Source organism: Melghirimyces profundicolus (assembly GCF_003054245.1).
Lineage (GTDB): Bacteria > Bacillota > Bacilli > Thermoactinomycetales > DSM-45169 > Melghirimyces > Melghirimyces profundicolus.
The window spans coordinates 213,556-234,682 of the sequence record NZ_QBKR01000002.1; the positions used below are offsets into that span (position 1 = coordinate 213,556).

General features: G+C 54.0%; 18 protein-coding genes. 6 read left to right on the forward strand and 12 right to left on the reverse strand.

Going from position 1 to position 21,127, the window contains the following annotated elements:
* Nucleotides 1–302 precede the first annotated feature (302 nt).
* From C8P63_RS02500 to C8P63_RS02510, 3 genes are read left to right on the forward strand one after another with little or no spacing between them, the layout of a single operon-like run.
* Entirely contained in the window at nt 303–1,805 is a 1,503-nt protein-coding gene (locus C8P63_RS02500) for a spore germination protein (protein ID WP_170109447.1), read from the forward strand.
* On the forward strand, nt 1,805–2,911 hold the full coding sequence (locus C8P63_RS02505; protein WP_108021755.1) for a GerAB/ArcD/ProY family transporter: 1,107 nt from the start codon (nt 1,805–1,807) through the stop codon (nt 2,909–2,911). The genes C8P63_RS02500 and C8P63_RS02505 overlap by 1 nt, the downstream gene beginning before the upstream one ends.
* Nucleotides 2,895–3,974: a Ger(x)C family spore germination protein gene (locus tag C8P63_RS02510; RefSeq protein ID WP_170109448.1), complete on the forward strand. Its 1,080-nt coding sequence runs from the start codon at nt 2,895–2,897 to the stop codon at nt 3,972–3,974. The genes C8P63_RS02505 and C8P63_RS02510 overlap by 17 nt, the downstream gene beginning before the upstream one ends.
* A gap of 126 nt (nt 3,975–4,100) precedes the next feature.
* Here C8P63_RS02510 and C8P63_RS02515 read toward each other — a convergent pair whose 3' ends face one another.
* From C8P63_RS02515 to C8P63_RS02545, 7 genes are all read right to left on the reverse strand, one after another.
* Nucleotides 4,101–4,436: a hypothetical protein gene (locus C8P63_RS02515; protein ID WP_108021757.1), complete on the reverse strand. Its 336-nt coding sequence runs from the start codon at nt 4,434–4,436 to the stop codon at nt 4,101–4,103.
* Nucleotides 4,437–4,457: 21 nt separating this feature from the next.
* Complete coding sequence (locus tag C8P63_RS02520; RefSeq protein WP_108021758.1) at nt 4,458–6,200, reverse strand: ABC1 kinase family protein; 1,743 nt, start codon at nt 6,198–6,200, stop codon at nt 4,458–4,460.
* Between the two features lie 46 nt (nt 6,201–6,246).
* Nucleotides 6,247–7,137, reverse strand: coding sequence for a R2-like ligand-binding oxidase (locus C8P63_RS02525; protein ID WP_108021759.1), 891 nt, complete (start codon nt 7,135–7,137; stop codon nt 6,247–6,249).
* Nucleotides 7,138–7,192: 55 nt separating this feature from the next.
* Entirely contained in the window at nt 7,193–7,618 is a 426-nt protein-coding gene (locus C8P63_RS02530; protein ID WP_108021760.1) for an SCP2 sterol-binding domain-containing protein, read from the reverse strand.
* Between the two features lie 361 nt (nt 7,619–7,979).
* On the reverse strand, nt 7,980–9,548 hold the full coding sequence (locus C8P63_RS02535) for a SagB family peptide dehydrogenase (protein WP_108021761.1): 1,569 nt from the start codon (nt 9,546–9,548) through the stop codon (nt 7,980–7,982).
* Nucleotides 9,549–9,570: 22 nt separating this feature from the next.
* The gene (locus C8P63_RS02540) at nt 9,571–11,520 is read right to left on the reverse strand and encodes a TOMM precursor leader peptide-binding protein (protein ID WP_108021762.1); all 1,950 of its coding nucleotides are present in this window, start codon (nt 11,518–11,520) and stop codon (nt 9,571–9,573) included.
* Nucleotides 11,517–13,421, reverse strand: a complete 1,905-nt coding sequence (locus C8P63_RS02545; protein WP_108021763.1) for a putative thiazole-containing bacteriocin maturation protein — start codon at nt 13,419–13,421, stop codon at nt 11,517–11,519. Before C8P63_RS02545 ends, C8P63_RS02540 begins: the two co-directional genes overlap by 4 nt.
* Before the next feature lie 159 nt (nt 13,422–13,580).
* Between C8P63_RS02545 and C8P63_RS18900 the strand changes: the two genes are divergently transcribed.
* Entirely contained in the window at nt 13,581–14,153 is a 573-nt protein-coding gene (locus tag C8P63_RS18900) for a hypothetical protein (RefSeq protein WP_170109449.1), read from the forward strand.
* 270 nt (nt 14,154–14,423) lie between these two features.
* Nucleotides 14,424–14,849 carry a DUF2935 domain-containing protein gene (locus tag C8P63_RS02560; RefSeq protein WP_108021766.1) on the forward strand — a complete coding sequence of 142 codons (426 nt, stop codon included), beginning with the start codon at nt 14,424–14,426 and terminating at the stop codon, nt 14,847–14,849.
* A gap of 11 nt (nt 14,850–14,860) precedes the next feature.
* Here C8P63_RS02560 and shc read toward each other — a convergent pair whose 3' ends face one another.
* Nucleotides 14,861–16,756: a squalene--hopene cyclase gene (gene shc, locus C8P63_RS02565; protein WP_245920634.1), complete on the reverse strand. Its 1,896-nt coding sequence runs from the start codon at nt 16,754–16,756 to the stop codon at nt 14,861–14,863.
* 943 nt (nt 16,757–17,699) lie between these two features.
* On the opposite strand from shc, the gene C8P63_RS02570 reads away from it, so the two are divergent.
* The gene (locus C8P63_RS02570; protein ID WP_108021767.1) at nt 17,700–18,359 is read left to right on the forward strand and encodes an SGNH/GDSL hydrolase family protein; all 660 of its coding nucleotides are present in this window, start codon (nt 17,700–17,702) and stop codon (nt 18,357–18,359) included.
* Between the two features lie 68 nt (nt 18,360–18,427).
* On the opposite strand, the gene C8P63_RS02575 is transcribed toward C8P63_RS02570, so the two are convergent.
* The 4 genes from C8P63_RS02575 to C8P63_RS02590 all read right to left on the reverse strand — a co-directional run bounded on the left by C8P63_RS02575 (nt 18,428) and on the right by C8P63_RS02590 (nt 21,124).
* Nucleotides 18,428–19,117 carry a Crp/Fnr family transcriptional regulator gene (locus C8P63_RS02575; RefSeq protein WP_108021768.1) on the reverse strand — a complete coding sequence of 230 codons (690 nt, stop codon included), beginning with the start codon at nt 19,115–19,117 and terminating at the stop codon, nt 18,428–18,430.
* Nucleotides 19,110–19,358 carry a thioredoxin domain-containing protein gene (locus C8P63_RS02580; protein WP_146172094.1) on the reverse strand — a complete coding sequence of 83 codons (249 nt, stop codon included), beginning with the start codon at nt 19,356–19,358 and terminating at the stop codon, nt 19,110–19,112. Before C8P63_RS02580 ends, C8P63_RS02575 begins: the two co-directional genes overlap by 8 nt.
* Nucleotides 19,359–19,476: 118 nt before the next feature.
* Nucleotides 19,477–20,034, reverse strand: a complete 558-nt coding sequence (locus C8P63_RS02585) for a CDP-alcohol phosphatidyltransferase family protein (protein ID WP_342748042.1) — start codon at nt 20,032–20,034, stop codon at nt 19,477–19,479.
* A gap of 28 nt (nt 20,035–20,062) precedes the next feature.
* A complete protein-coding gene (locus C8P63_RS02590; protein ID WP_170109450.1) occupies nt 20,063–21,124 on the reverse strand; it encodes an ABC transporter ATP-binding protein in 1,062 nt (353 codons plus the stop codon).
* Nucleotides 21,125–21,127: the final 3 nt, after the last annotated feature.

Consider the following 21,127-nt stretch of genomic DNA (forward strand, 5'->3'; position numbering starts at 1 on the left):
CCTTCCGATGCAACACAGAGAAGCTTTTGCCCCTGAACGCCCTTGCAGGCTGATTCTCCGCCGGGCAGGACAGCAAAGTCGCTATTTTGGGTAAACGCTTCCCCTTTTCTCGAAACGAACATTCAATCACAACGCTTCTATTTCGGCCTCCGTTAAGAAATGATACCGGGAAGGACCCCGGCATGACAGAGCGGACAGGTCCTCTCTCCGATGGATCCCGGCCTGCCTTCCCTCCAAATCGTATCTTCATCTCCTTGAAAGGAAACAATGATAAAGAATGCACACAAAAGGCGGTATTTCACATGAACCTACTCCGAAAATGGCTGGCCGGCCTGTTTTCGTTATCAACTCCGGAAGATGAACCTTCAAATGAAGTTCACCAGCCGGACCGTGGGTCGGCTCTTACCGTGAAACAGCTTCAGAAACGGTTCAAGGATGTCCATGATGCCCGTGTTCAACAATTGCACCATGACTCCCGAACCGTCACTCTCTTTTACGTCCGCTCCCTGATCGATGTGGAAAAATTGCAGGTGGATATCCTGTTTCCCCTGTTATACGGGCAGAAAGACCATACCGATCACGCCGTCGTCTCCGATCAGGTCCAACCCGTCCCGGATCTCGAGCAGGCGATTCATCAATCCCTTCAGGGCGCGGTCATCGTGTTTACCGAAGGAAATGTTTTTGCCGTAAAAATCCCCAGTACATTAAGCCGTCCCATTGAAACCTCGGAGCAGGAACAAATTCTCTACGGACCTAAAGACAGCTTGAGCGAGCAATTGGAGCAAAACCTGACTCTGATCCGCCGGCGTCTGCCGGTGCCGGAATTGAAATCCTGCATGTTTAACCTGGGAACCTTGAGCAAAACCGATGTGGCCCTGTTGTACATGGAGGGAATTACCAATCCCGAATTACTCCGAACCGCTTTGGAGAAAACATCGAACGTCGATTATGATGCCTTTTTTGACTCCTCGCATATCGGTGCGTTTCTGGAAGATCATGAGAACAGCGTTTTTCCACAGTTTCAGCATACGGACCGACCCGACGCCATCGCCGCGGCGCTGGCCAGCGGAAAAATCGTGTGGCTGGTTGCCAACAGCCCCTTTGCTCTGATTGCGCCCATCACGTTTTTTGATATGTTTCAGTCTCCGGAGGATTATGTCCAACGATGGACGGTGGGCAGCTTTTTACGCAGTCTTCGCTTTTTTGCTTTTTTGGCGGTGATGATCCTGGCTCCCATGTATGTCGCGCTGACCACGCACCATTATTACTCGATTCCCCTGCAACTTTTGTACCTGCTCATGGAAAGCAGAAGTGAAATTCCGTTTACTCCGTTTTGGGAAGCGACTTTTATGCTCTTGACCCTCGAAATTTTAAAGGAGGGCAGTTTACGGATGCCCACCAAGTCCGGTCAAACCCTCGGGATTGTCGGGGGGATTGTCATCGGTCAGGCCGCCGTCGAAGCGAATATTGCCAGTAACATTCTGATTGTGTTTATTGCCCTTACCGGGGTCGCCTCGTTTCTGGTCCCGAATTACATTATGACCACTTCCAGCAAGTTGATTCAGTTACTATTACTCATTCTGGCTGCATGGCTGGGGATGTGGGGAGTGATCTGGGGACTGGTGTTCGCCCTCATTCATTTAACCGGCCTGACTTCCTTGAAACAGCCCTACTTCGCTCCGCTTTCTCCGATGTTTTGGAGAGATTGGAAGGACACCGTGATCCGGGTTCCCTTACCGAAGATGAAACATCGGCCTGCGTATTTGAACCCTGTGACGTCATCGAGAACGAAAAGGAAGATCTGATGAGTACCGGTACCCTTTTTAACCATGAACAACCCCTGCAGCCATGGTTTTGGGCGGTTCTGGTGAACCGGCTCCAAATCGGCTACTTCCTACTGATTCTGCCGAAGATATTGGTCTATCCTTATATGCTATGGGTCATTTTAATGGTGGGACTGGTGTCTTCCCTCAATTTGCATTTGATCGGCAAGTGCCTGGCCATTCACGATGGGTTTATGAAAGGTGTCTGGTTGCGCGTGTGGATGGTCCCCGCCATCGGGATCCTCTTGTTGAAAATGACCCTTATTGTCAGAGGGTATGCCGGAGTGGTGCATCAGTTTTTATTTCCATCGATCGGCATCTCAGCATTTATCGTCCTGATGTTGGTTGCCGCCCTTTATCTGGCAAAACACGGGATGACGACGGTGCTCCATTTTTGTGTGATCGCCTTTCTCGCTTCGGTTTGGGCTACAATCTTGTACGGTTTTTTAGCGATGCCGCCGGAAGCCCACTATTCATACCTGTACCCGCTGATCCCCTTCCAATGGCCCTCCAATGGGTTCGAGTCCCTGTTGAGTGTATGGTCCGCGTTTGCCGGGCCGGAATATCTCATTGTGCTAGGACCGTGGTCAGGCGGTAAACGCCTGACGAAATACTTGCTGGCGGGTCATGTTTTTTCGATCCTCGAATATACCTATCTTTTTTTCGTGTCGTTGGTATTTCTCGGTTCTCCTTACTTAAAAACCGTCGAATTTCCGGTTTTTAATCTCCTTCGTTATGTCCAGCTCCCATTTTTTGAACGCTTGGAAATGATCGTCATTCCCGCTTACATGACTCCCCTTATACTGATTATTTCTCTGCTGCTGCTTTATTTGTATGGAGCCCTTCGAATTCTTTTAAACCGGAATCGAAAACCCGCGCATACCAGAGGACTTTTCATGGTCTCTCTCGCCGTGGCAGGTTATTTGCTGATGGTTGATCGTTGGCTTTGGACCACGGAGATCCACAGGCGGATGTGGGAACAGGCGCAAATGTACGTCGTCGGAGCAACCTTTGCATTGGCTCCCGCGCTCTTTCTCGGGTATTATGCCATGCAATCCAGGAGGCGGAGAAATGAAAAAACTGGGTAAGGGATTGCTGATCGTCTCGATGGTGATCTCGTTGACCGGATGTTCCTGGGGGGTAAAATCAAATATCATTGAGGAGATTTCACCGACGATCCTGAAATACATCGACCGGGAGCCGGATGGGCAATTGAAAGTGTCGACGCTCATCCCGCCCCTGCGCAAAGAAAAGAAACGGGTGATCACGGAAAAGGCGCGACTGGAAAAGGAAGCAAGAAATGAGATCAGTCAGAAATACTACCGCGAGCTGAAAAGCGGACAGTTGCGCATGCTCTTCCTTTCCAAGAGACTGGCCCGAACCGATATCTTACCTATATTAAACACATGGATGCTCGATCCTGAAATCTCCCACCGTCTTTACCTTGCCGTGGTGGAGGGGGATTTTGTTTCCTTCCTGCACCATCAGCTTCAAGTACAGGAACTGATCGATTTCAATTTATATCAGATGTTTTCCCACTATGAGCAGCAAGGGGAAATCAACGTGACCAATCTGCACCGGTTTATGGAAGCTTATTTTTCCCCCTATGCGGATTCAATGGTGCCGCTGTTCACATTGAAAGATAACGAGTTAACGTATAAAGGGACGGCCCTTTTTCGGGAAGGAAAAATGGTGGGCGAAATCACGTCCCTCGACGACATCCTCTTCCAAATGCTCTCTCATAAAAACTGGTTCCAAAAAACGCTTCCGCTTCCGGAACAGGGGATAATTTTGGGTTCCTTGTACACGGAATCAAAGGTGACGGCTCCTCCTTCAGGCGATGTGAAGATTCAAGTCGGATTAAAAGGGAAAGTGGATGAATATCAAGGCAAGCGGAACTTGAACCAATCCAAAGAGGTGAAACAATTGACAAGGGAATTGGAATCGGTGCTGGAACAGAAAATCACCCGCATTATGCATCAACTGCAACAATGGAGAGTCGATCCGCTTCGGGTTGGAGAACGAACCCTGGGCCCCCTTTCACAGCCTTATAGTGAAAAATCATGGAAAGCGGCATGGCCGGACAAGCGGATCGATGTGAAAGTCCGATTGCAACTGGAAAGTCTGGGGTTGTTGGAGCTCACAAAATAGACGTCTCAATCATTTGACTCGACAGGGGGATTGGGCCGTGTCCGGGGCTGCGGAAAATACAAGCCCGGTCCTCTTTGCATAAGGGGACCGGGTTCTTTCATGGTTCGCTTTACCAACCCATCCAACTCAAAGCGGCTTGTTGGATAAATATTGTTTCAACTCATGTATCTCTTTCTCAAGTCGTTGCACGCTTTCTTCAAGGTGGGCAGGGCCGGATGACGAACCGTTCCGGTTCAGCCTCCACCTTTGGATCCGCTCAAACAGCAACAGCAGGCTCGGATCCTGAATGATCGTATCCATCACTGCGTCTTCAAAGGTTTCCTTATAACCGGTCATCCCATGATCTCTTCCGTTTAACAAATGCTCTTCCAAAAGTCGGGCGATTTCACGGTTGTTCGGTCCCCCGCTTTGCTGGTAAAACGCCTGAATCCGTTCTTCCATCGTCCGTTTTTCCGTTCCCATCCGATCCCTCCATCCGGTTCGTTACGCTCGTTTGGAACGAACGACACGCCACAACACGTAAAGGGCCAGGACGGCGGAAGTCCATATCATCCCTTCCCCCAGCCAGCGAATCGACGGGGTCACTTTCATCGCCTCCGTACCGAAAGAAAGAAGCAAGGAAGAACCGATAAACAACCCGCTGGACACAAGGCCCAAGGTCAGCCGGTTGACCGATCGGTTGACAAACCGGTTTAATTCCTCGGGAATCCGGTGTTCAACGGGCATCTTCCAATCGTTCCAAACCAGTTTTTCCAGAATTTTGTTTACTCTCCGTGGAAACGTTCCGGCCAGTTTACCGACTTCCGTTATCAAGCCGGCATTGGCCCTGAAATTGAACCGGCGGGAGAGCCACCGACGCAAAATCTGGACGTCAGCGGACTCCACTGCTGTATGATAACTGATTTCGGGACACAGCCATCGGGCCGACCCCTCCGCCGCGGAAAACCCCTTCGCCCACAGCGCCAAGCCGTTCGGGATGCGGCAGTGGTTCCGCATCCCGATACTGATCAGCTGAATCAGCAAATGGCCCCAGTTGTACTGACTTCCCTGCTCGCTGTTCACATAGCGGATACACATCGTACGAAGTTCGTCTTTTAAACGGACCGGATCCGTGTACGGCGTCGGCTGAACCAAATCCAAAGCGGCTTCGGCCGCATCTTCCGCTTGATTCACCCGGATATGCAAAAGCGCCCGGAAGATCGCCTCTGTGTGCAGGCTGTCCATGCGTCCAACCATGCCCCAGTCGATACCGATGATCTTTTTGGTCCGACGGTCCACCATCAGGTTGGAGCCATGGGGATCAGCATGATAATACCCTTCCGAGAACGTTTTCACGTAATAGTGGGCCAGGTCGATCATTCTCATGAAACGTTCTTCAAAGGTGAAAAAGTCGACGGGAAACTCTTTGAGATTCCATCCGTCGATGTATTCCATCACCAGAACACGACGGCTCGAACGGTATACTTCCGGGACACCGATGGTTTCAAACTCCTCTGCAACCCGTTCGTGTTCCTGGATATTCCGGGCTTCCGTTCGCATATCCAGCTCATCCGTGGAGCTGCTGTAATAGTCGTCAATCAAACCCGGCAAATCAACTGAGGCGGCGACGGCGGGTGGAAGCCGTTTTTGCACGATTTTGGCGAATGTGCGGATGATGGAAATGTCCGTCCGGAACAATTTTTCCACTGTGGGTCGAACGACTTTGACGGCACACTCCCGCCCATCTTTCAATTTTGCATGATAGACCTGGGCCAAGGAAGCGGAACCGATCGGTTCGGGTTGAATCCATTCAAAGGTGTCCAGCCCGATTTCATCCTCCAGTACCACAGCCATCCGAGAAAAAGGTTCGGCGGGAACTTCATCCAACAGATCCGCCAATTCCGTTGTGACGGCGTCCGGAAGAAGTTCCTGACGGGTCACCAGCACTTGGCCCAATTTGATAAAGGTGGGCCCCAGTTCTTCGAAGGCCAAACGCAACCGACGTCCGATGTTACGCAACTTCTCCTCTTCGTCGCGGCTTCGGTTCTTGCGAAAAAGGCTCAAGTCTGCACGGTTGAACAGATGAATCAAGCCGTGTTTGGTCAGAATTTGAATCATCAGGCGGAAGCGTCTCTTGCGGGTGATCCGGTCGCACATCTTCTGAATCTCCCGACGCAATTCTTCTTTATCCCTTTGCAGGATCCCCTCTTCACCGATATGCCATTTCTCGGCAGGCATGGAACCCATACCTTTCCCCCTTTCGGCCCCCTTGATGGCGGATGGTTCGGAAGACTTACAGTAATTCTCCCATCTCTTCTTCCCGGGCTTGTTGGATGCTTTCCAGGGATTGATTGCGGGCCCGTTCCAGCACATCCATCCGTGAACCGAATTGTTTCATGGCGGTTTGGATCATTTCGTTTTTATCCAACCCGAAGGGAAGTTCATCCACTTGACCGATGATATCCTGGACCACCCCGATGGCGGGTTCCAGCAGCAATTCCATTCGTTTGCTGACCACATCCCAGAGATGATCGTGCTCTGCGATCAGACGGGAAAGGAGATACACGCCGTAACAGATATGGCGGGATTCATCCCGTTTCAGATATTCAAACGCCTGCACGGTCCCCGGCATGATCCCCAATCGCTTATAGGAGGTAAAAGTGGCATGGTAGCCCGTTTCAGCCAACATCCCTTCGACGATCATGTTGTAAGTGACCGATGCCTCCGCCTGCGCTTCCGGGGAAGGATCGTGGGTCAGGCGATCCATCGCTTCCGGCAGGTATTCATAAAAAATCCGTTTGTAATTGTCACTGTGATAGATGGAGAGATCACCGGAGATCCCCAATTCATCCACCATCCTCCGGAAAATCTCGACGTGTTTGGCTTCTTCCCAGAGAAAAGTGGTCAAGAACATCTCCTCTTCCATCCGTCCCTCGTTGGAGATCACTTTAATGAGAGGAAGAAGATCTCTCGTGACCGCTTCTTCTCCACCCAGGAAGACCGCGTTCAACCGGAGAGACATCTCCTTTTCAACTTCGTTGAAGTTGGCCCAATCCTTCTCATCCTGGGTGAAATCAATATCCCTGGGGTTCCAGGTCCCCAGTTTTTTGGCTTTGTGATACAGCCGCATGGGCAAGATGGAATGATCCAATCCTTTTTCACTGGTTGTTTGCAACACACGCACATCGAATCCCCCGTTTCCCCGTTTTTATCGTGAACAACCAGAAATGTAAGCGATTTCAAAGCCCTTCGGGTATTTCCGTTTCCACCTTCATCGCCGTCTTCATCAGTTGCTGAGCCGCTTGCACGTGGCCGGTCAGTTCCGCCATATTTCCTTTGACCAATTTCAGCCTTCCGCGCATCAAGGTGGAAATCGGCTCCAACTGACCGTCAAAAAGCTGTTTCCATGTCGGGGGATCCCCGCAGATGACTGTGGGGGCCGATTCCAGATCCTCCCGTAAAGAAGCCCTTGCTTGTCGGCACTCCCCACGCCACAGGTCCAAATAGATCCAGCGATCTTCTTCCAATCCCACGGCTGGATCTTTCTCCACCATAAACACAATCGGGCCTTCCCAGGTTTGTGCCGCCTGCCGGTACTGAGGGTTTTCATTCAATTTTTTTTGGTACTCTTTCGCCCATTCCTCCGTAAAAGCCTCAAAAGCCACCCGATCCCCTCCCGGTTATTGATACTAATACGTACTGGTATTTTAATTTATAATATTTAAATAAGTCAAGTTATTTTGTATGTTCTTACTGGAAACGTTGTGAAAAAGTGAACGGCAGCATTTACCCAAAGCCGCTCCGGCTACACTCACAGAGCACAAGTCGCGCCTGGGTCGCTTGCGCTCCCCGGTCTCACTATGCTGTCCTGCAGAGATGGTTGAACGCTCGAAGACAAATGATAAAGCCGGGGGTTACCCCGGCCTTCATTCAGGTGGAATCAAGTTTCATCTCCATTCCCCCTGCTTCGTTTATTTTTTTCAAACCGTGTCCCGATCGGTTCATCGTTGTCCTTCACCATCTCTCCTAACCGTGCAGACTTCCCTGCAGAACGGGGCGGGGACGGTGGGGGCCGACGGGGATTTGGATCAGGGTCGTTTGGTTTTGCGGGGTCAAGCGGTAGAGATCATCGCACAGGTGCCCGTCGAATCCGAGGAGCGGATGGCCTCCCAGTCCGAGAGCGGTTGCCGCGAGCAGCAACCGTTGCAGGAGCATCCCTGCTTCCATCTGTTGGATCCGGTATCCCCTGAACCCCAACTCCCCGGTGAGATGGTCCCGTGCCCCGGTCACATGGAAGCAGAGGGGAACTTGGAACAGGTTGACATTATGGAGAGACATCCCCTGTTGCAGCCGGGCACGGTGATCCCCGGGCCGTACAGGGAGCAACGCGTGGGCGGTGCCGTCGTATTCGTAAGCCCCGTCGGGGATGTTTTCCACCCCGTACAGACTGACCCTGAGGGTGAGACGGGAACCGACCTTCTCCACGTTCCCGTCCAAGTCATTCCGGCAGTGGAAGGAAGCCGTCGCCTCCCGGAGCAGCGTGGCCAGTTGGCGTTGACTCACCTTCCCCAGGACGAAATCCGTTCCCGGAGAAACCCGCTTCCGGCAAACTTCGCCCAAATCACGGACCGGCCGGTTGACGCGGGGCAGCGGAATTCCTTTGCTCTCGGGAGGAATCCTTTTCTCCTCCCCGACTTGCCGGAACGCCGCCGTGGATTCCTGCATCGACGCCCCGTTCATACGGATCAGCATCGGTAGCTCCCGGACCCGTCCCGACCGGACATGGTGATGATACGCAAGCGGTTCCAACTCCCCGCACAATTCCGTTTCGCTAAAGGGGCCGTCCCTGCCGCTTCCTTCCCCCAACCCGATCGGCTCCCTCGACAGCGGGATCACCGCGTACACGCTCTCCTCCGTTTCGGACAGCCCGAGCAAACGGTTGACTGCCCGGTCGAGAAATTGAAAACACACCCCCGCCTGGATCCCGGAACGCTCCGCCACCTCAAGGAACTGTCCGATCAGCACGCCGGTGTCCAGCCCCTGGAGGCGGTAAGCGAAGTTTCCGTACTTAAAGGCGTTCTTCCAGAACATCGTCGACAGGAACACCGCGCCGAAACACGACGACATCTCACAGCGGCGGCCCAGAGCCCGGGAGAGAAAGGAATCGAAATCGCCTTTTCGCAACAATACCAGCCGGTGGTGCGCCGGATCGTAATGGTAGACTCCGGAAGGCAGCTCCTCCAGTTTCAGATATACGTAGCATTCATTCGGATACAAAGCTCCGCCGGAAGGGATATACCGGCGGCACTGCACCCGCTCCGGGGCCGCTTCCGCGCTATCCCACACCCCGGCGGACTGGCAGCATTGCTGAAGCCCCGATGTGAACCACAGGAAATGGCCGAGCCCGCGAAGGTCGGGCTTGAGCGGCGCTCCCTTTTCCAGCGCCAGCGGCACTTCCGAAGAGAGGGGAAACGCAGGCAGACCCCGGTAGAGCTTATACGGGAGGGGGATGTCATCCCCATCCACCTCCCCGTTCGGGGATTGGATCCTGTCGATATCAAAATGAAGACAGTAAAGAAAATCCTTCAGATTCATTCTTCTCCCTCCCGGTGGGCGTTCACGGAAACGGATGCGGGTGGGAATTGAGTTGGTCCTTTGTCAAGGCGCGCTCGGCGTATCCCAGGATCTCCGGCACCTTCAGCACCCGTTCCAGTCCGGTCAGGCGGGTCAAGTGATGGCCGAAGGTCATCGGCAACATCCCCGGGATCAGCACCTTCACGCAAAAGAGGCCGTTCCGCCGGATTTCCGGCGCCGTTTGGTCCACCACAATCACATCGAGGTTCAGACGGCGGAAGGCCTGGAGCAGGTCCTTCAGGTCGTCGGTCAAATCCGCATGAGACGCCTGTCGTTTGAATTCCCGATCAAACCGTGAGAACGGGCGGTCGTCAGCCAACAAAAATTCCAGGCGCTCCTCTGCTTCAGGCAGGGCATACAACAGGGAATGGTCCTCCATGTGCCGGACCGATGCGGGATTGCGGAACATTTGGACCGCCTTCTCCCGATCTTTCTCCCATTGTCCGTCCAGGGCCGGCATCATCCCGGCCAACTCATGGATCGCGCTTTTCGACGCCCGGACCGGATCCGGATGGGCTCCGGCAGCGCAGATGAGATTCGCCCCTTCCCCTTTGCGGTTTTTCGCCAACGCCCAAACGGCGGGAATGCCGTTTTCCATCGTCGCGTTGTACAGATGGACGTCGTATCCCGCCACTGCCCGTACCCGGTCGATCATCAACATCAGTTCCCGGTCGTCGGCGGAACCCGGGTCCAGGCGCGGGAGGGGCAGCCGCCCATACCAGGTCATCAGGAAGGAATCCCGTTCCACCACCTCCAGAATCCCGTAGAAGATCGCTTCCTCCAGACTTCCCCCCAAGGCGCATCCGTTGGACGTCTCATAGACAAAACCGTCTCCGCCACCCAGGCTGTAATAGGCAAGCAATTGCGGAATGAGAATCGGACGCTCCTCCGCAAAGGACCAACCCCACACCCAATCCATGGATCGGTCGGGATTAAAGGGTTGAAAGGGGAATCCGGGCTGTTCATAGGCTTCTGCGTCATGCACCCCCACTGAGAGAGGGTGCAGCGCATGGTCCGCCAGATTGCGGTACGTGTCGCGGACCACGGTCCGTTTGCCCCGCGGGCCGATTCCGCAATACCGTTCCAGGCTCTCCAGAATGGCGGTCCATTCGCTTTCCTCATAGGAATGGGTGCGGCCCGCCGTGGCTTCGTCCGCCGTCAGCAAGGGCAGATTTACACTCACGGTTGCGAAGGGTGAAAGGAGATCCTCCATTTTCCCGTTCAAAAAGCCGGTCTTGATGTCCAGGTAATCCCGGACCAATCCTTCTCCCATCTCTTTCAAGGAACGGCAACGGTAACCGTCCCCTCCGGGCTTTGGACTGGGCCGAAGCGTGATCCGGGCCGCCTCCGGAGAATCCTCGGGGATTCCCCCGCAAACGGGACACATCGGATCCGGAAGAAAAAGATGGCGGGAACTTTTCAGCGTCTTCAGGTTGATCAACAAGAGCCGTCCTTCCAGACGTCCCCGCCCCCCGTCCAACACCCTCCGTGCCTCCGCCGAGACCAGTCGGGCCATTTGCATCAGTCCCATAAGCGAGGCCCAGGGGTCCGACTTCCCCCCTCCCTCCGCCGCCAACCGTTCCTTCAGTTCCAACGTCTCCCTGCGATCCCGTCCCGCCATGAGCCGCCGCAGATCGGCACACCGGGAACACCCGGGCACCCCTGGACGAACCAGGGGTCCAACCACTCCTTCCCCGAAGGAAACAAAGCCCCGCAGCCAGGGGATACCGGCCTCCCGCAACCACTCTTCCGACCCCCGCTCATCCCGGGGGTCCCAGGTGTCGTTCAAGATCAGTGCCAGTTCCGCCCCTTCCGGAACGACCCCCTCCCCGGTGGACATGGAAACCACTTGACAGTCGGAAGAAAGTTCGGACCGCACCTCTTTCGCCAGCCACCCCTCCCCCGCCAGGGCCACCGTCGCGTTTCCGCTCATCGGACCCCCTCCTCCCGTACCAGCACGCCGAACACACCCGCCAAGCCTTCTTTCATAAAGGGTTCCACCGTCAGGTCCAGGATCCCGAGGCGCTTTTGGTTTTGATTCAGGACCGGCAGCGCGGACTGCAGAAGCTCCGGTTGCGGCACTGCTTCACAGGCGGGGACTTCCAAGCTGCGCGTCCCTTTTTCCGGCGGATGCATGCCGGGCACCGCCGGAACGGCTTCTTCTCCTTGCAGGGCCTGTTGCAACGCCTTTCTCAGTGCCATTGTCACATTCAGTCCCACACCGGCGAACCAGAGCCCCCCCGATCCGACCCAAATCACCGGAAACCCGAACACCTCCCCGCCCCAACCGATCACCGGTTCTCCCCGCTCCGCGGTCAAGGCCTCCAGATAGAAGCGGCACCGTTCGTCCGCCACCTCACTCAACCGCACCTTTGAGATCGACGGGTTCCGCTCCTGGGTCACCCTTCCCAGCTCCTCGTCCAGACAAGCCTGCAAACCCCGACAAAGGGCTTCCGCAACCGTTTCCCCCGCTCCGACGCCGACAAATTCCCCCGGTTTCACAACCCCATCCGTCAGCCTCCCGGCCATGCGCAACACATATGCTTCCACCCCGGCCAAACCCGCCTCCCGCCGCGCCTCCTCATGGGTCAAACCGGAAAGTGTTTTTTCCGGCAACAGTCCCGCCGGTCCCCCGGTCAGCGGATCCGCCACCTGAACACGACACCGGGCAAGGGGAAGCTGTTTCAAGTCTCCCTCCTCCCAACGGTGAAAAATACCCGATTCCGCCGAGGTCAGCTGGCCGAAAAACGGAATCAGCTCCATGGGTCTGTCGCTTCCGCTGCTTTCGTTCAAAAGCGAATTCGGATCTTCTATCCATTGAACTTTCTCCGTCCCGGTGATCAACGGATGGGGAAGGAATGAATGCCAGTCCCCTTCCAAGGTCTCCAGATCCAGCAGGAAGAAGGCATTCCGCTGTTCCGGATCCGTCACTCCCGTCACCGATTGGAACCATTCAAAAACGGCCACATTGGCCAACATCGCGCCCGCGGTGAATGAAAACCGGTGCACCTTCGGATCTTTACAGAGGGCGGTCCGGTGGATCCGGCGCCATGCCGATTCCCAGCATCCCTCCGATTCCGGGTGGATCAAAGGACCGGCCAGACCGGTTTGTTCCAGACAGAGGGCCGGTATGAACACCTTTTTTTCCTGTCTGCATGCCTCGTGAAGCGCCCGCAACTCCTCCAGATCACCATCGCCGGAAACATACAGAACGGCGTCATACGGCTGTACCGCTTCCCGCCAGGAGCCGGCCGCCTCCAAGGCCGTCTCTTCCACCGCCACTTCGGAATCCGCCCGACGCGCATGCTCCTCCAGCTCCGCCAACCGTTCCCGGTTCGTGGGTACGGAATCTGTGATCAGGACGTGGAACCGGGGCAATCCGGTCTCCAGGAGCGATGAAACAAGGGAAAGGAAAAAGGGCCCGGAGCCCACAGCCAAGGCTTTCGCCTGACGATAGATCTGGAATCGATGGGCGCCCGATCCACCGAAACTGTCCAGAAACGCAATTTGGGAAGCATAACGTTCGAACACCCCTGCCGACAACTGATGGGGCCGGTCCCGGCTCACATCCCGGACGAATCCGTTTCGGTACAACGTTTCCACAATTTCATACACCCGTTCCCGGTAGGGACCGGGCAAACCTTCCGTCAATTCCCCCAATGTATGATCTCCGTTGAAAACGGGGATCAGCTTTTCGATCCACTGATCGATGGTCTTCCCCTCGATTCGGAATGAGCACGAATGATTCCGGAAATACACTCCCCGTCCGGGTTCGGGAAGAAAATACGTATCCGAATTCACTTTCAGCCGCATGGAAGCGTTCAACTCGGTCATTTGACTCCTCCTCCCCCTCATCGGTCTCATCTCTTCACATTTATGTACGGCAACTTGTCCGTTTGCATCATAAGCGGATGGAAAAAACCCCTGACAGTCCAACGACGGGGCTGTACAGGGGCAACTTTTTTTACACGCGGCCGCGGATTCCCTTGGCAAGTGGCTCCCGAAGACCGCAAGACTGCGCTCTCATCGGAAACCGCCGCAACCCCCGCAACCGCCGCAACGGAAACAATTGAAGCACCGAGAGCAGTTGAAACACCGGAAGCAATTGAAACACCGGAAACAATTGAAACACCGGAAACAGTTGAAACACCGGAATCCCGCACAACGGCCGCACCGCTGGGCAAGCGAGGGATCCTGATATTCCCAGGGTGCCGGCTCCTCCGCCTGAAATTCGTCCACACTCAGTTTCTGAAGCTCATGTTTGAAATCATCCATTTAATGCCCCTCCGTATGGATAAAATTCGTCCGAATCGGAAAAAAACAGACGCTGATTCTCAGACCCCTCCCCCCTTCCAAAAAAATATAGTTATCTTTATGAATCGAAGCCTCCGTTATTGCGGGTCCACATTTTTAAATTCAAAAAAAAAAGAACCCCCGGAAGGCGGAGGGTGGCAAGAAGATTCACTTCCCCGGAGTTTTTCCCTTGATTTTTCCAACGACCGGACCGATGGGTGGCCGTTCGCCGTCGGAGGGCTGGTCTTTCCTTGGGGCCAAACCGATATTTAACGTACTGCCGATGTTCACCGATCCGCTCGTACCGATGTCCCTCACACGAATACTGAAGGTATGGTTTTTAACAGCCATGCCCAATCACCTTTTGATCCGGATGATTTCTCACCCTATGCATGGAACCAAAAAAAGATGTCTGTCCGGGATGTCTGCATGAGACAGGAGGAACCACACCGGGCGATCGCGCCGACGCCCTTCCGATCATGTTTGTCTATCTTTGTGAATACATTGGTATAGGAAAGTATCGAATGGGGGTCGGGTAAGAAAATGCAATATTATTATGGAAATCAGATGCCGTTGCGGATCTTGGATGAGGCTGAATTTTGGAAACATCAAGAAGAAGAACATACGGTTGTGATCCGGGAGCTCGTAAATAACTTGGAAACATCCTATGTCGAGGCCCTGAAAGAATGGGAGAAGGTGTTAAGTGAAACACACCAGCGTGTTCTGAGGTTTATTGAAACAGTGATCCGTTCGGGTTATGTTATCACACCTGAGCTTTATCAAGACGTATTACGGCTGGTGAAATTTTGTCTCGATCAAAGCGAGCAATTTATCGAAATTTGCAGGCAAATCAGGGATCAAAGCGAGGCGCTCAAGGACCATTTGACCGCTAAAGTGGTGATGAATCATATTATCCGGGAATCCGAATACTTCATCGGCATTGCACAAACCATTTTATATCAAAACTAACAGGGCATAAATCATCCGGAACCCCCGTATTTATTCCGATAATGAGACAAGGCAATCAAGGGCCAAAGATACCGGTAGCTGTGGTAATGGATGTAGAATTCTCCGGAAAGTCCCGCTCCGGTGGGATACCGCATGAGCCAATCGTTTTTCTCCCTCATGTCGAGCAAGCACCGGATGCCCGCTTTGATCTCCGGAGTCGGCTGGTCATGCCAGGCGATCAGCGCATCCACGGCCCAAGCCGTCTGGGCGGGGGTGCTGCCGCGGAGGGGGATGTACCGGCGAACGACATCGCTTCGACAGGATTCCCCCCATCCCCCGTCTTCATTTTGAACGGATTTCAGCCACTGAATGCCCTTTTCCACCACCGGATGAGAGCGGGAGTACCCCACAGAAGCCAGTCCGGTCAAAGCCGCCCACGTCCCGTAGAGATAGGCCACCCCCCACCGTCCGAACCAGGAACCGTTCGTCTCCTGATGTCCCTCCAAGAACCGCACCGCCCGCCGGACCGCAGGATGATCCCCCTTCCATCCCAATTCCTTCCCGATGAATTCCAACGTACGGCCGGTCAAGTCCGTGATGGACGGATCCGTCCACACCGTATGGGCATCTTCAAAGGGCAGCAGACGCCGGGGCCAGGACTTGTCGGTGTTCTTCTCAAACGCCGACCATCCGCCGTCCCGGTTTTGCATGGACAACAACCAGTTGACTCCCCGGTTCCAGGACCCTCCCAAAGCCCACGGATTCCTCCGGCAGGTTGGGGCGACCGCTCTGAGACAGGAGGACGTATCGTCCAAATCCGGGTTCAGGGTGTTGATGTCGGAAAACCCCCATCCCCCCGGCCATACACCGGGATTCCGAAGGGCCCAGTCGCCGAACCGGGTATGTTGGCGGCGGAGAAGATAATCCACTCCCCGGCGGATGGCGGGATGCTCCGGTGGCAATCCGGCTTCCTGCAGGGCGTAAGTAATCAAGGAGGTATCCCACACAGTGGAGGTGGTCTCCTGAAGGTGCCATCCCTTCTCCATCGGAAGCAGAAAGCGTTCCAGCCCTTGCATCGCCTGACGGAAGAAGCGATGACGTTTGGGGTAGCCCAAGGCCATCAAGCCGAACACCATCAAAAACGTGCTGCTGAAATAGCTGTACAGCGTGCCGTCCGGTTCGATCCGGTTCAGCAAAAACCGTTCTCCCCGTTTCAACGCCTGGGTTTTCAACGGACCGGTTCCACGCGGCACCTGAGAGAGTCCCATCTCAATTTCCTGCCGAAACAACCGTTCGTTTGGGGAATGGCGTGAAAGAGACGGTTTCGTTCCCAGCCAATCCGTGAAATCCACGGGGGGACCGGGCAGACGAACGGAAAATTTCCGATCGGAAGCCAACAGAATGGGAGCGACATGAACCCGGGTGAAGCCGACAAAATCAAAAAAATTAACAGGCAACCACCAGGGCAGGAGCAAAAACCCCGCCGGAACCCCCGGATGATTCGACCAATCATACAGGCCGATCAGGCTCAACATCACTTTGGTCAACGACCCCGCCTGATGAATCCCCCCTTGTGACAGAACATATTCCCGGGCTTTTCGCATCACGGGATCGTCCGGTTGAATCGCCCCGGCATAGAGAAGTCCGACAATGGATTCGATCGTGGCGGACAGGTTGCCGCCTCTTTCATCCTCATACAGTTTCCAGACGCCGTCGTCTCCCCCCAGGTGACGGAGGCGTTCCGACAGGCGGTGAATGGCTTCCTTCTCCGTTCCAAACAGCCGGTACAACAGAATCATGTACGAATCGGTCATGGGACCGCTCTCAAAGCAAAAGATCCACCGGCCGTCCGCTTCCTGACGGGAAACCAGGAAATCGGTCAACCGCCGGATCTCCTCCTCCACCCGATCCATATGAGTCCGTTCCATCCGTTTCTCCCCCCACTACCCACTTTATGGGGGAAGAATTCCGTTATGCATGCTGTAAAAATTTCGGCTTGATGGTAAGGGGGACCGACGAAAAATCAGAACCTTGCCTTGTTCCCATGCGGATCTACCAACATACCAATACGGTAAACTCAAATCAAAAGCCCAATGGAGTGGTTCGGTTTCAGGACGAACCGGCCTGTACAAACGCCTGTTTTATATTCATAGGATAACAGTCTATCACCTTGAAGCAGGGAAATACATATTGTTATAACGAAATGGAGGAAAGGAGGAGAAAAGTTTGTCTGGACACTTTGGTTTGTTTGGTCTCCGCCGGCTGTTGCTGTTCCTGTTGGTCATCGCCACCATTTTTGCGTTGGTGGGCGCCATTTGGTAGACAAAAAAATGCTGTAAAATTGATCCGCATCGTGCGGATCAATTTTACACTGGAAGCGTTGTGAAAAAGTGAGCGGCAGCATTGACCCAAAGCCGCTGAACGCTTCCAGGGAAGAGTCCAACCCCCATTTAAAAACCGGGTTGAGCAACCCGTTCACATCAACTTATTTTTGGCACAGGGGTTGAGATCTTCATTGTCGTACCCTGTTCATTTTCCAAATCCCTCTTACTTGTTCTACTTCTCTGCAACGTTGCCTTCATGGGCAACCGCTATTTTTATCAAAAGTCCAAACCCTTTGATCCAAGCTCTCATATTTTTATATTAAGCCATTCAAACCGTAGCTGCCGTAGCTCATAACCTCCTTTTGAGAAGCCGATGATTCGGCTTCTTTTTTATACACTGAAAGATCCTCCATCCTACGAGAAGTACAGCTTCGGCCCCCTCTCCGATTCCTCCATACTTACTTCTGATGAGAGGACGCTGCCCTTCCGTCTTCGGTTTCATCTGAATAGGATGAAATAACATGAGAATGAAACCAGGTGACCGTTGATGAGATCCCCACGAACTTTCGTCTACACCGCATTGGGCGATTCCATTACCCGGGGTTATTCCGCTCCGGGGAAACGGGGTTATGTGGATATGCTGGCATCCGAACTGGGATGGAAGCTCCCTTCCTTTCGAGCCTACAATGCCGGGATCAAGGGGTTGACCAGTCGTCAACTCCTACTTCGGCTCCAGTATTCCCTTCATCTCCGGCTGTGGGTTCGACGGGCGAACCTGCTTACGCTCTGGGTTGGAGGGAATGACCTTCTTTATGCGTATCTTCGGAACGCAGTGTGGAACGACCCCCGAATTTTCAATCGAACATTATCGGACTACCAAACCAATATAAACGGAATTCTTTCCCGGATTCAAAGCCTGCAGGCCGTCCCCCCATTGGTGTGCAACCTCTACAATCCGATCCCTCATTCCAAATTGGCCCTGCAGTGGATTCCGGTGTTCAATCACGCTCTGCAGGAAATCTGCGACCGGCGGGACCTTTCCCTGGTGGACATTCATGCCGCCTTTCAGGGGCGGGAGCCGGAATTAATCCACGGCTATCGCAACGGACGACTGTCGGACATGCGGTTACTGAAAAAACCCATTCACCCCAATCTCCGGGGTCACCGGGTGATTACCGAGACCCTTTTGGAAGTGATTCATGGATAATCCCCCCTTTCTTGAAACCCGGAAGGGGGGATCGATGGTGCGTGTCTTTGCATGACTTCAGGAACCGTTTACTCCCGGTTCATGACCGACTGCATTTTCTCCAGATGAATCCTTAAATCCCGTTTGTTTCTCCCTTTCGCAATCACACCCTGTCGAGTCAACTCCGAAAGGGTCGCGCTGACCGTCTCCCTTGTCGCCCCGATCATCGCCGCCAAATCCTGGTGACTTAACCGAAGATCCAGTTCCCAGTACACCCCTTTTCGATTTCCGAAATTGTGAACCAGCTTGGAAAGAAGATACAACAGGCGCTTTTGGACGCTGCCATATGCCAGATTCTCCAACATTTCCTCGGCTTCCCGCAACCGCTCGGTCAATATGCCAATTAACTTAATGGCCAAGGAGGGGCGCTCTTTCATAAATTCCTCTAAATCCTTTTTATTTAACACGCATAAAAGCGTCTCTTCCATCGCCTGTACATAGGTATCCCGCGTTCCTGTGGAGAACGTCTCCACTTCCCCGAAAATGTTTCCATCCCCGAGAATCCCCAAGGTGAACTCTTTCCCTTCGCGGTTGAGTTTGTATAATCGCACTTTCCCTTTCTTCAGTAAATAGAGAGCCGGTTGGGGTTCTTCGGGGGAAGAAATGATCGTACCCTTGGGCGTTTTGGACATCGGCGCCATTCGGTCGATCTCCTTCAGATCCTCCAAAGGAAGCTCCTCCATCAAGTTGATCTGGGACAGGTACCACAATTTATTCATCCATCCTCACCCACCGGTTGTACACTTGTTGAAATGGCTCCGGATCAAAGCCACGCAGAACCGTGTTCCCGACCAAAATCATCGGACTCACGATCACGTCGGTACGGATCTTTTTTTGGAAATCCGCATTCACCTCTGACAGATGGATTTCCTCAAAAGGAATGTGATGGCGTTGAAAATAGAGCTTTGCACGACGCCCTCCCGGGCAACCGGGATGAGTCAACAGTTTTACCAATGGCATCATTCCCTTCGCTTCACAGGTCTTTATTCAGGATTTTATCTTGGGGCCACCGGAAACGCAGTAAGGAAAGTGACAGTGTGTAATGGATGAACGGAGCCGGCGCCGGGCCCGGCTCTTTTTATTTCAACAGGCGACGGGCTTCCGACATGCGTTGAAACGCCGTGAAAAGCTCAACCGCCAAAAACAAGGCCGTCGTGTTGGGCAGCCAGTCCGGGAACAGGATCATCAGTGAAAACAGGAGAAACCCCTCCGTCCGTTCCGCCAGACCCGCCTGATAATAAAAGGACTTGATCCCCTTCTTTTCCGACAAAGCTCCCACGGTCAAAAAGACCGTGATGGAAAAAACAATGGAAGCGGTCAACAAAAGAAGAACCAATCGGGCATCCGGCCATCGGAACGCCAGTCCCACAATGACGGAGAGTTCCACCAGCCGGTCAAAGGTGAGGTCCAACAAGGTCCCCCAAGGCGTGGTTCGTTGCTCTTGCCGGGCCATCGTCCCGTCCACGGCATCCAAAATCCCGGAGATCCATAGAAGGAAAACCGCCATGACGGGGTGGTCCCACACAATGAACCAACCCACCGGCAAACCGATCCCAAAGGCCAACCACGTGACTTGGTTGGCAGACAAACCCCACCTGAGAAACCAGCGGGCGATTCGTTCGATCCAAGGCTGCACCCATTTCCTCCCGTGGGTATCCAACAATTCATTCCCCTCCCTTCTCTTCCGGAATCCAATGCAGTTTGGAGACGGGGTAAAAAGCGGTCCGTTGTTCCCCGGGTCGCGGCGGTTTCAGGGTGGGCCTCTCCCGGATGTTAAGGGCCAGATTACCCACCTCCGCTTGGATGGAATAATAGCCGGTACGAAAGATCACTTCCCGGATGGTCACACGAAAGGGAATGGTGGATGAATCGGATTTTGATGGATTCAACCGAAAACACTCCGGGTAAAGGACCAGCCATCCTTTTCCGGGTCGGGCACCCTCCATCGGAAGTTGAATCTCCGCGGAATGAAACCGGCTCTGTTCCATCCTTCCCGCAATCACATTCCGGAGGCCCAGAAAACGGGCCACTTCGGGATGGGACGGCTTTTCATAAAGATTCCGTGGACGATCGGCCTGAAGAAGCCGTCCCTCTGTCAAAATCCCGATTCGATCCGCCAGGTAAAAGGCTTCTTCCCGGTCATGCGTTACAAAGAGGATGGTCATTTGATGCTCCTGATGGAGCTGTTTAAGCAAGACTCTCATCTTTTCTCTCAACTGGGGATCCAAAGCGCTGAAGGGCTCATCCATCAATAATACGCGGGGTTGAATTGCCATGGCCCGGGCCAGGGAGACCCGTTGCTGCTGTCCCCCGCTCAATTCCGACGGCAAACGGGATTCCAACCCATCCAAGCCGACCGAATCCAACCATTCCCCGGCTCGCAGCTCACGCTTTTTTTTACCCCATCCGCGCATTTTCAGTCCAAAGGCCACATTCTCTTTCACGGTCATATGGGGAAACAACAGAGGTTCCTGAAACACCATCCCGAACCCTCGTTTCTCCGGTGGCAGATCCGTCCATTCCCGCCCGTCAAACCACACCCGCCCTCCTTCGGCCGGAATCAGTCCGGCCACCACCTTGAGGAGCGTCGTTTTTCCGCAACCGGAAGGCCCCAGAAGGGCAAAAAACTCCCCCCTTCCCACCGTCAATTCCGGAACGCTTAAAGTGAAATCAGGGGATGGGTCTCCTGAACGGTACTGCTTTTCAATGTCGGTCAGTTGAAGCATCGA

What these genes read in the sequence shown, in the direction of transcription:
- shc (WP_245920634.1), bottom strand. Translation starts at nt 16,756, where the DNA reads ATGGAACGGACTCATATGGATCGGGTGGAGGAGGAGATCCGGCGGTTG.
- C8P63_RS02590 (WP_170109450.1), bottom strand. Translation starts at nt 21,124, where the DNA reads ATGCTTCAACTGACCGACATTGAAAAGCAGTACCGTTCAGGAGACCCA.
- C8P63_RS02505 (WP_108021755.1), top strand. Translation starts at nt 1,805, where the DNA reads ATGAGTACCGGTACCCTTTTTAACCATGAACAACCCCTGCAGCCATGG.
- C8P63_RS02510 (WP_170109448.1), top strand. Translation starts at nt 2,895, where the DNA reads ATGAAAAAACTGGGTAAGGGATTGCTGATCGTCTCGATGGTGATCTCG.
- C8P63_RS02520 (WP_108021758.1), bottom strand. Translation starts at nt 6,200, where the DNA reads ATGGGTTCCATGCCTGCCGAGAAATGGCATATCGGTGAAGAGGGGATC.
- C8P63_RS02575 (WP_108021768.1), bottom strand. Translation starts at nt 19,117, where the DNA reads ATGAATAAATTGTGGTACCTGTCCCAGATCAACTTGATGGAGGAGCTT.
- C8P63_RS02580 (WP_146172094.1), bottom strand. Translation starts at nt 19,358, where the DNA reads ATGCCATTGGTAAAACTGTTGACTCATCCCGGTTGCCCGGGAGGGCGT.
- C8P63_RS02500 (WP_170109447.1), top strand. Translation starts at nt 303, where the DNA reads ATGAACCTACTCCGAAAATGGCTGGCCGGCCTGTTTTCGTTATCAACT.
- C8P63_RS02560 (WP_108021766.1), top strand. Translation starts at nt 14,424, where the DNA reads ATGCAATATTATTATGGAAATCAGATGCCGTTGCGGATCTTGGATGAG.
- C8P63_RS02545 (WP_108021763.1), bottom strand. Translation starts at nt 13,421, where the DNA reads ATGACCGAGTTGAACGCTTCCATGCGGCTGAAAGTGAATTCGGATACG.
- C8P63_RS02515 (WP_108021757.1), bottom strand. Translation starts at nt 4,436, where the DNA reads ATGGGAACGGAAAAACGGACGATGGAAGAACGGATTCAGGCGTTTTAC.
- C8P63_RS02535 (WP_108021761.1), bottom strand. Translation starts at nt 9,548, where the DNA reads ATGAATCTGAAGGATTTTCTTTACTGTCTTCATTTTGATATCGACAGG.
- C8P63_RS02570 (WP_108021767.1), top strand. Translation starts at nt 17,700, where the DNA reads ATGAGATCCCCACGAACTTTCGTCTACACCGCATTGGGCGATTCCATT.
- C8P63_RS02540 (WP_108021762.1), bottom strand. Translation starts at nt 11,520, where the DNA reads ATGAGCGGAAACGCGACGGTGGCCCTGGCGGGGGAGGGGTGGCTGGCG.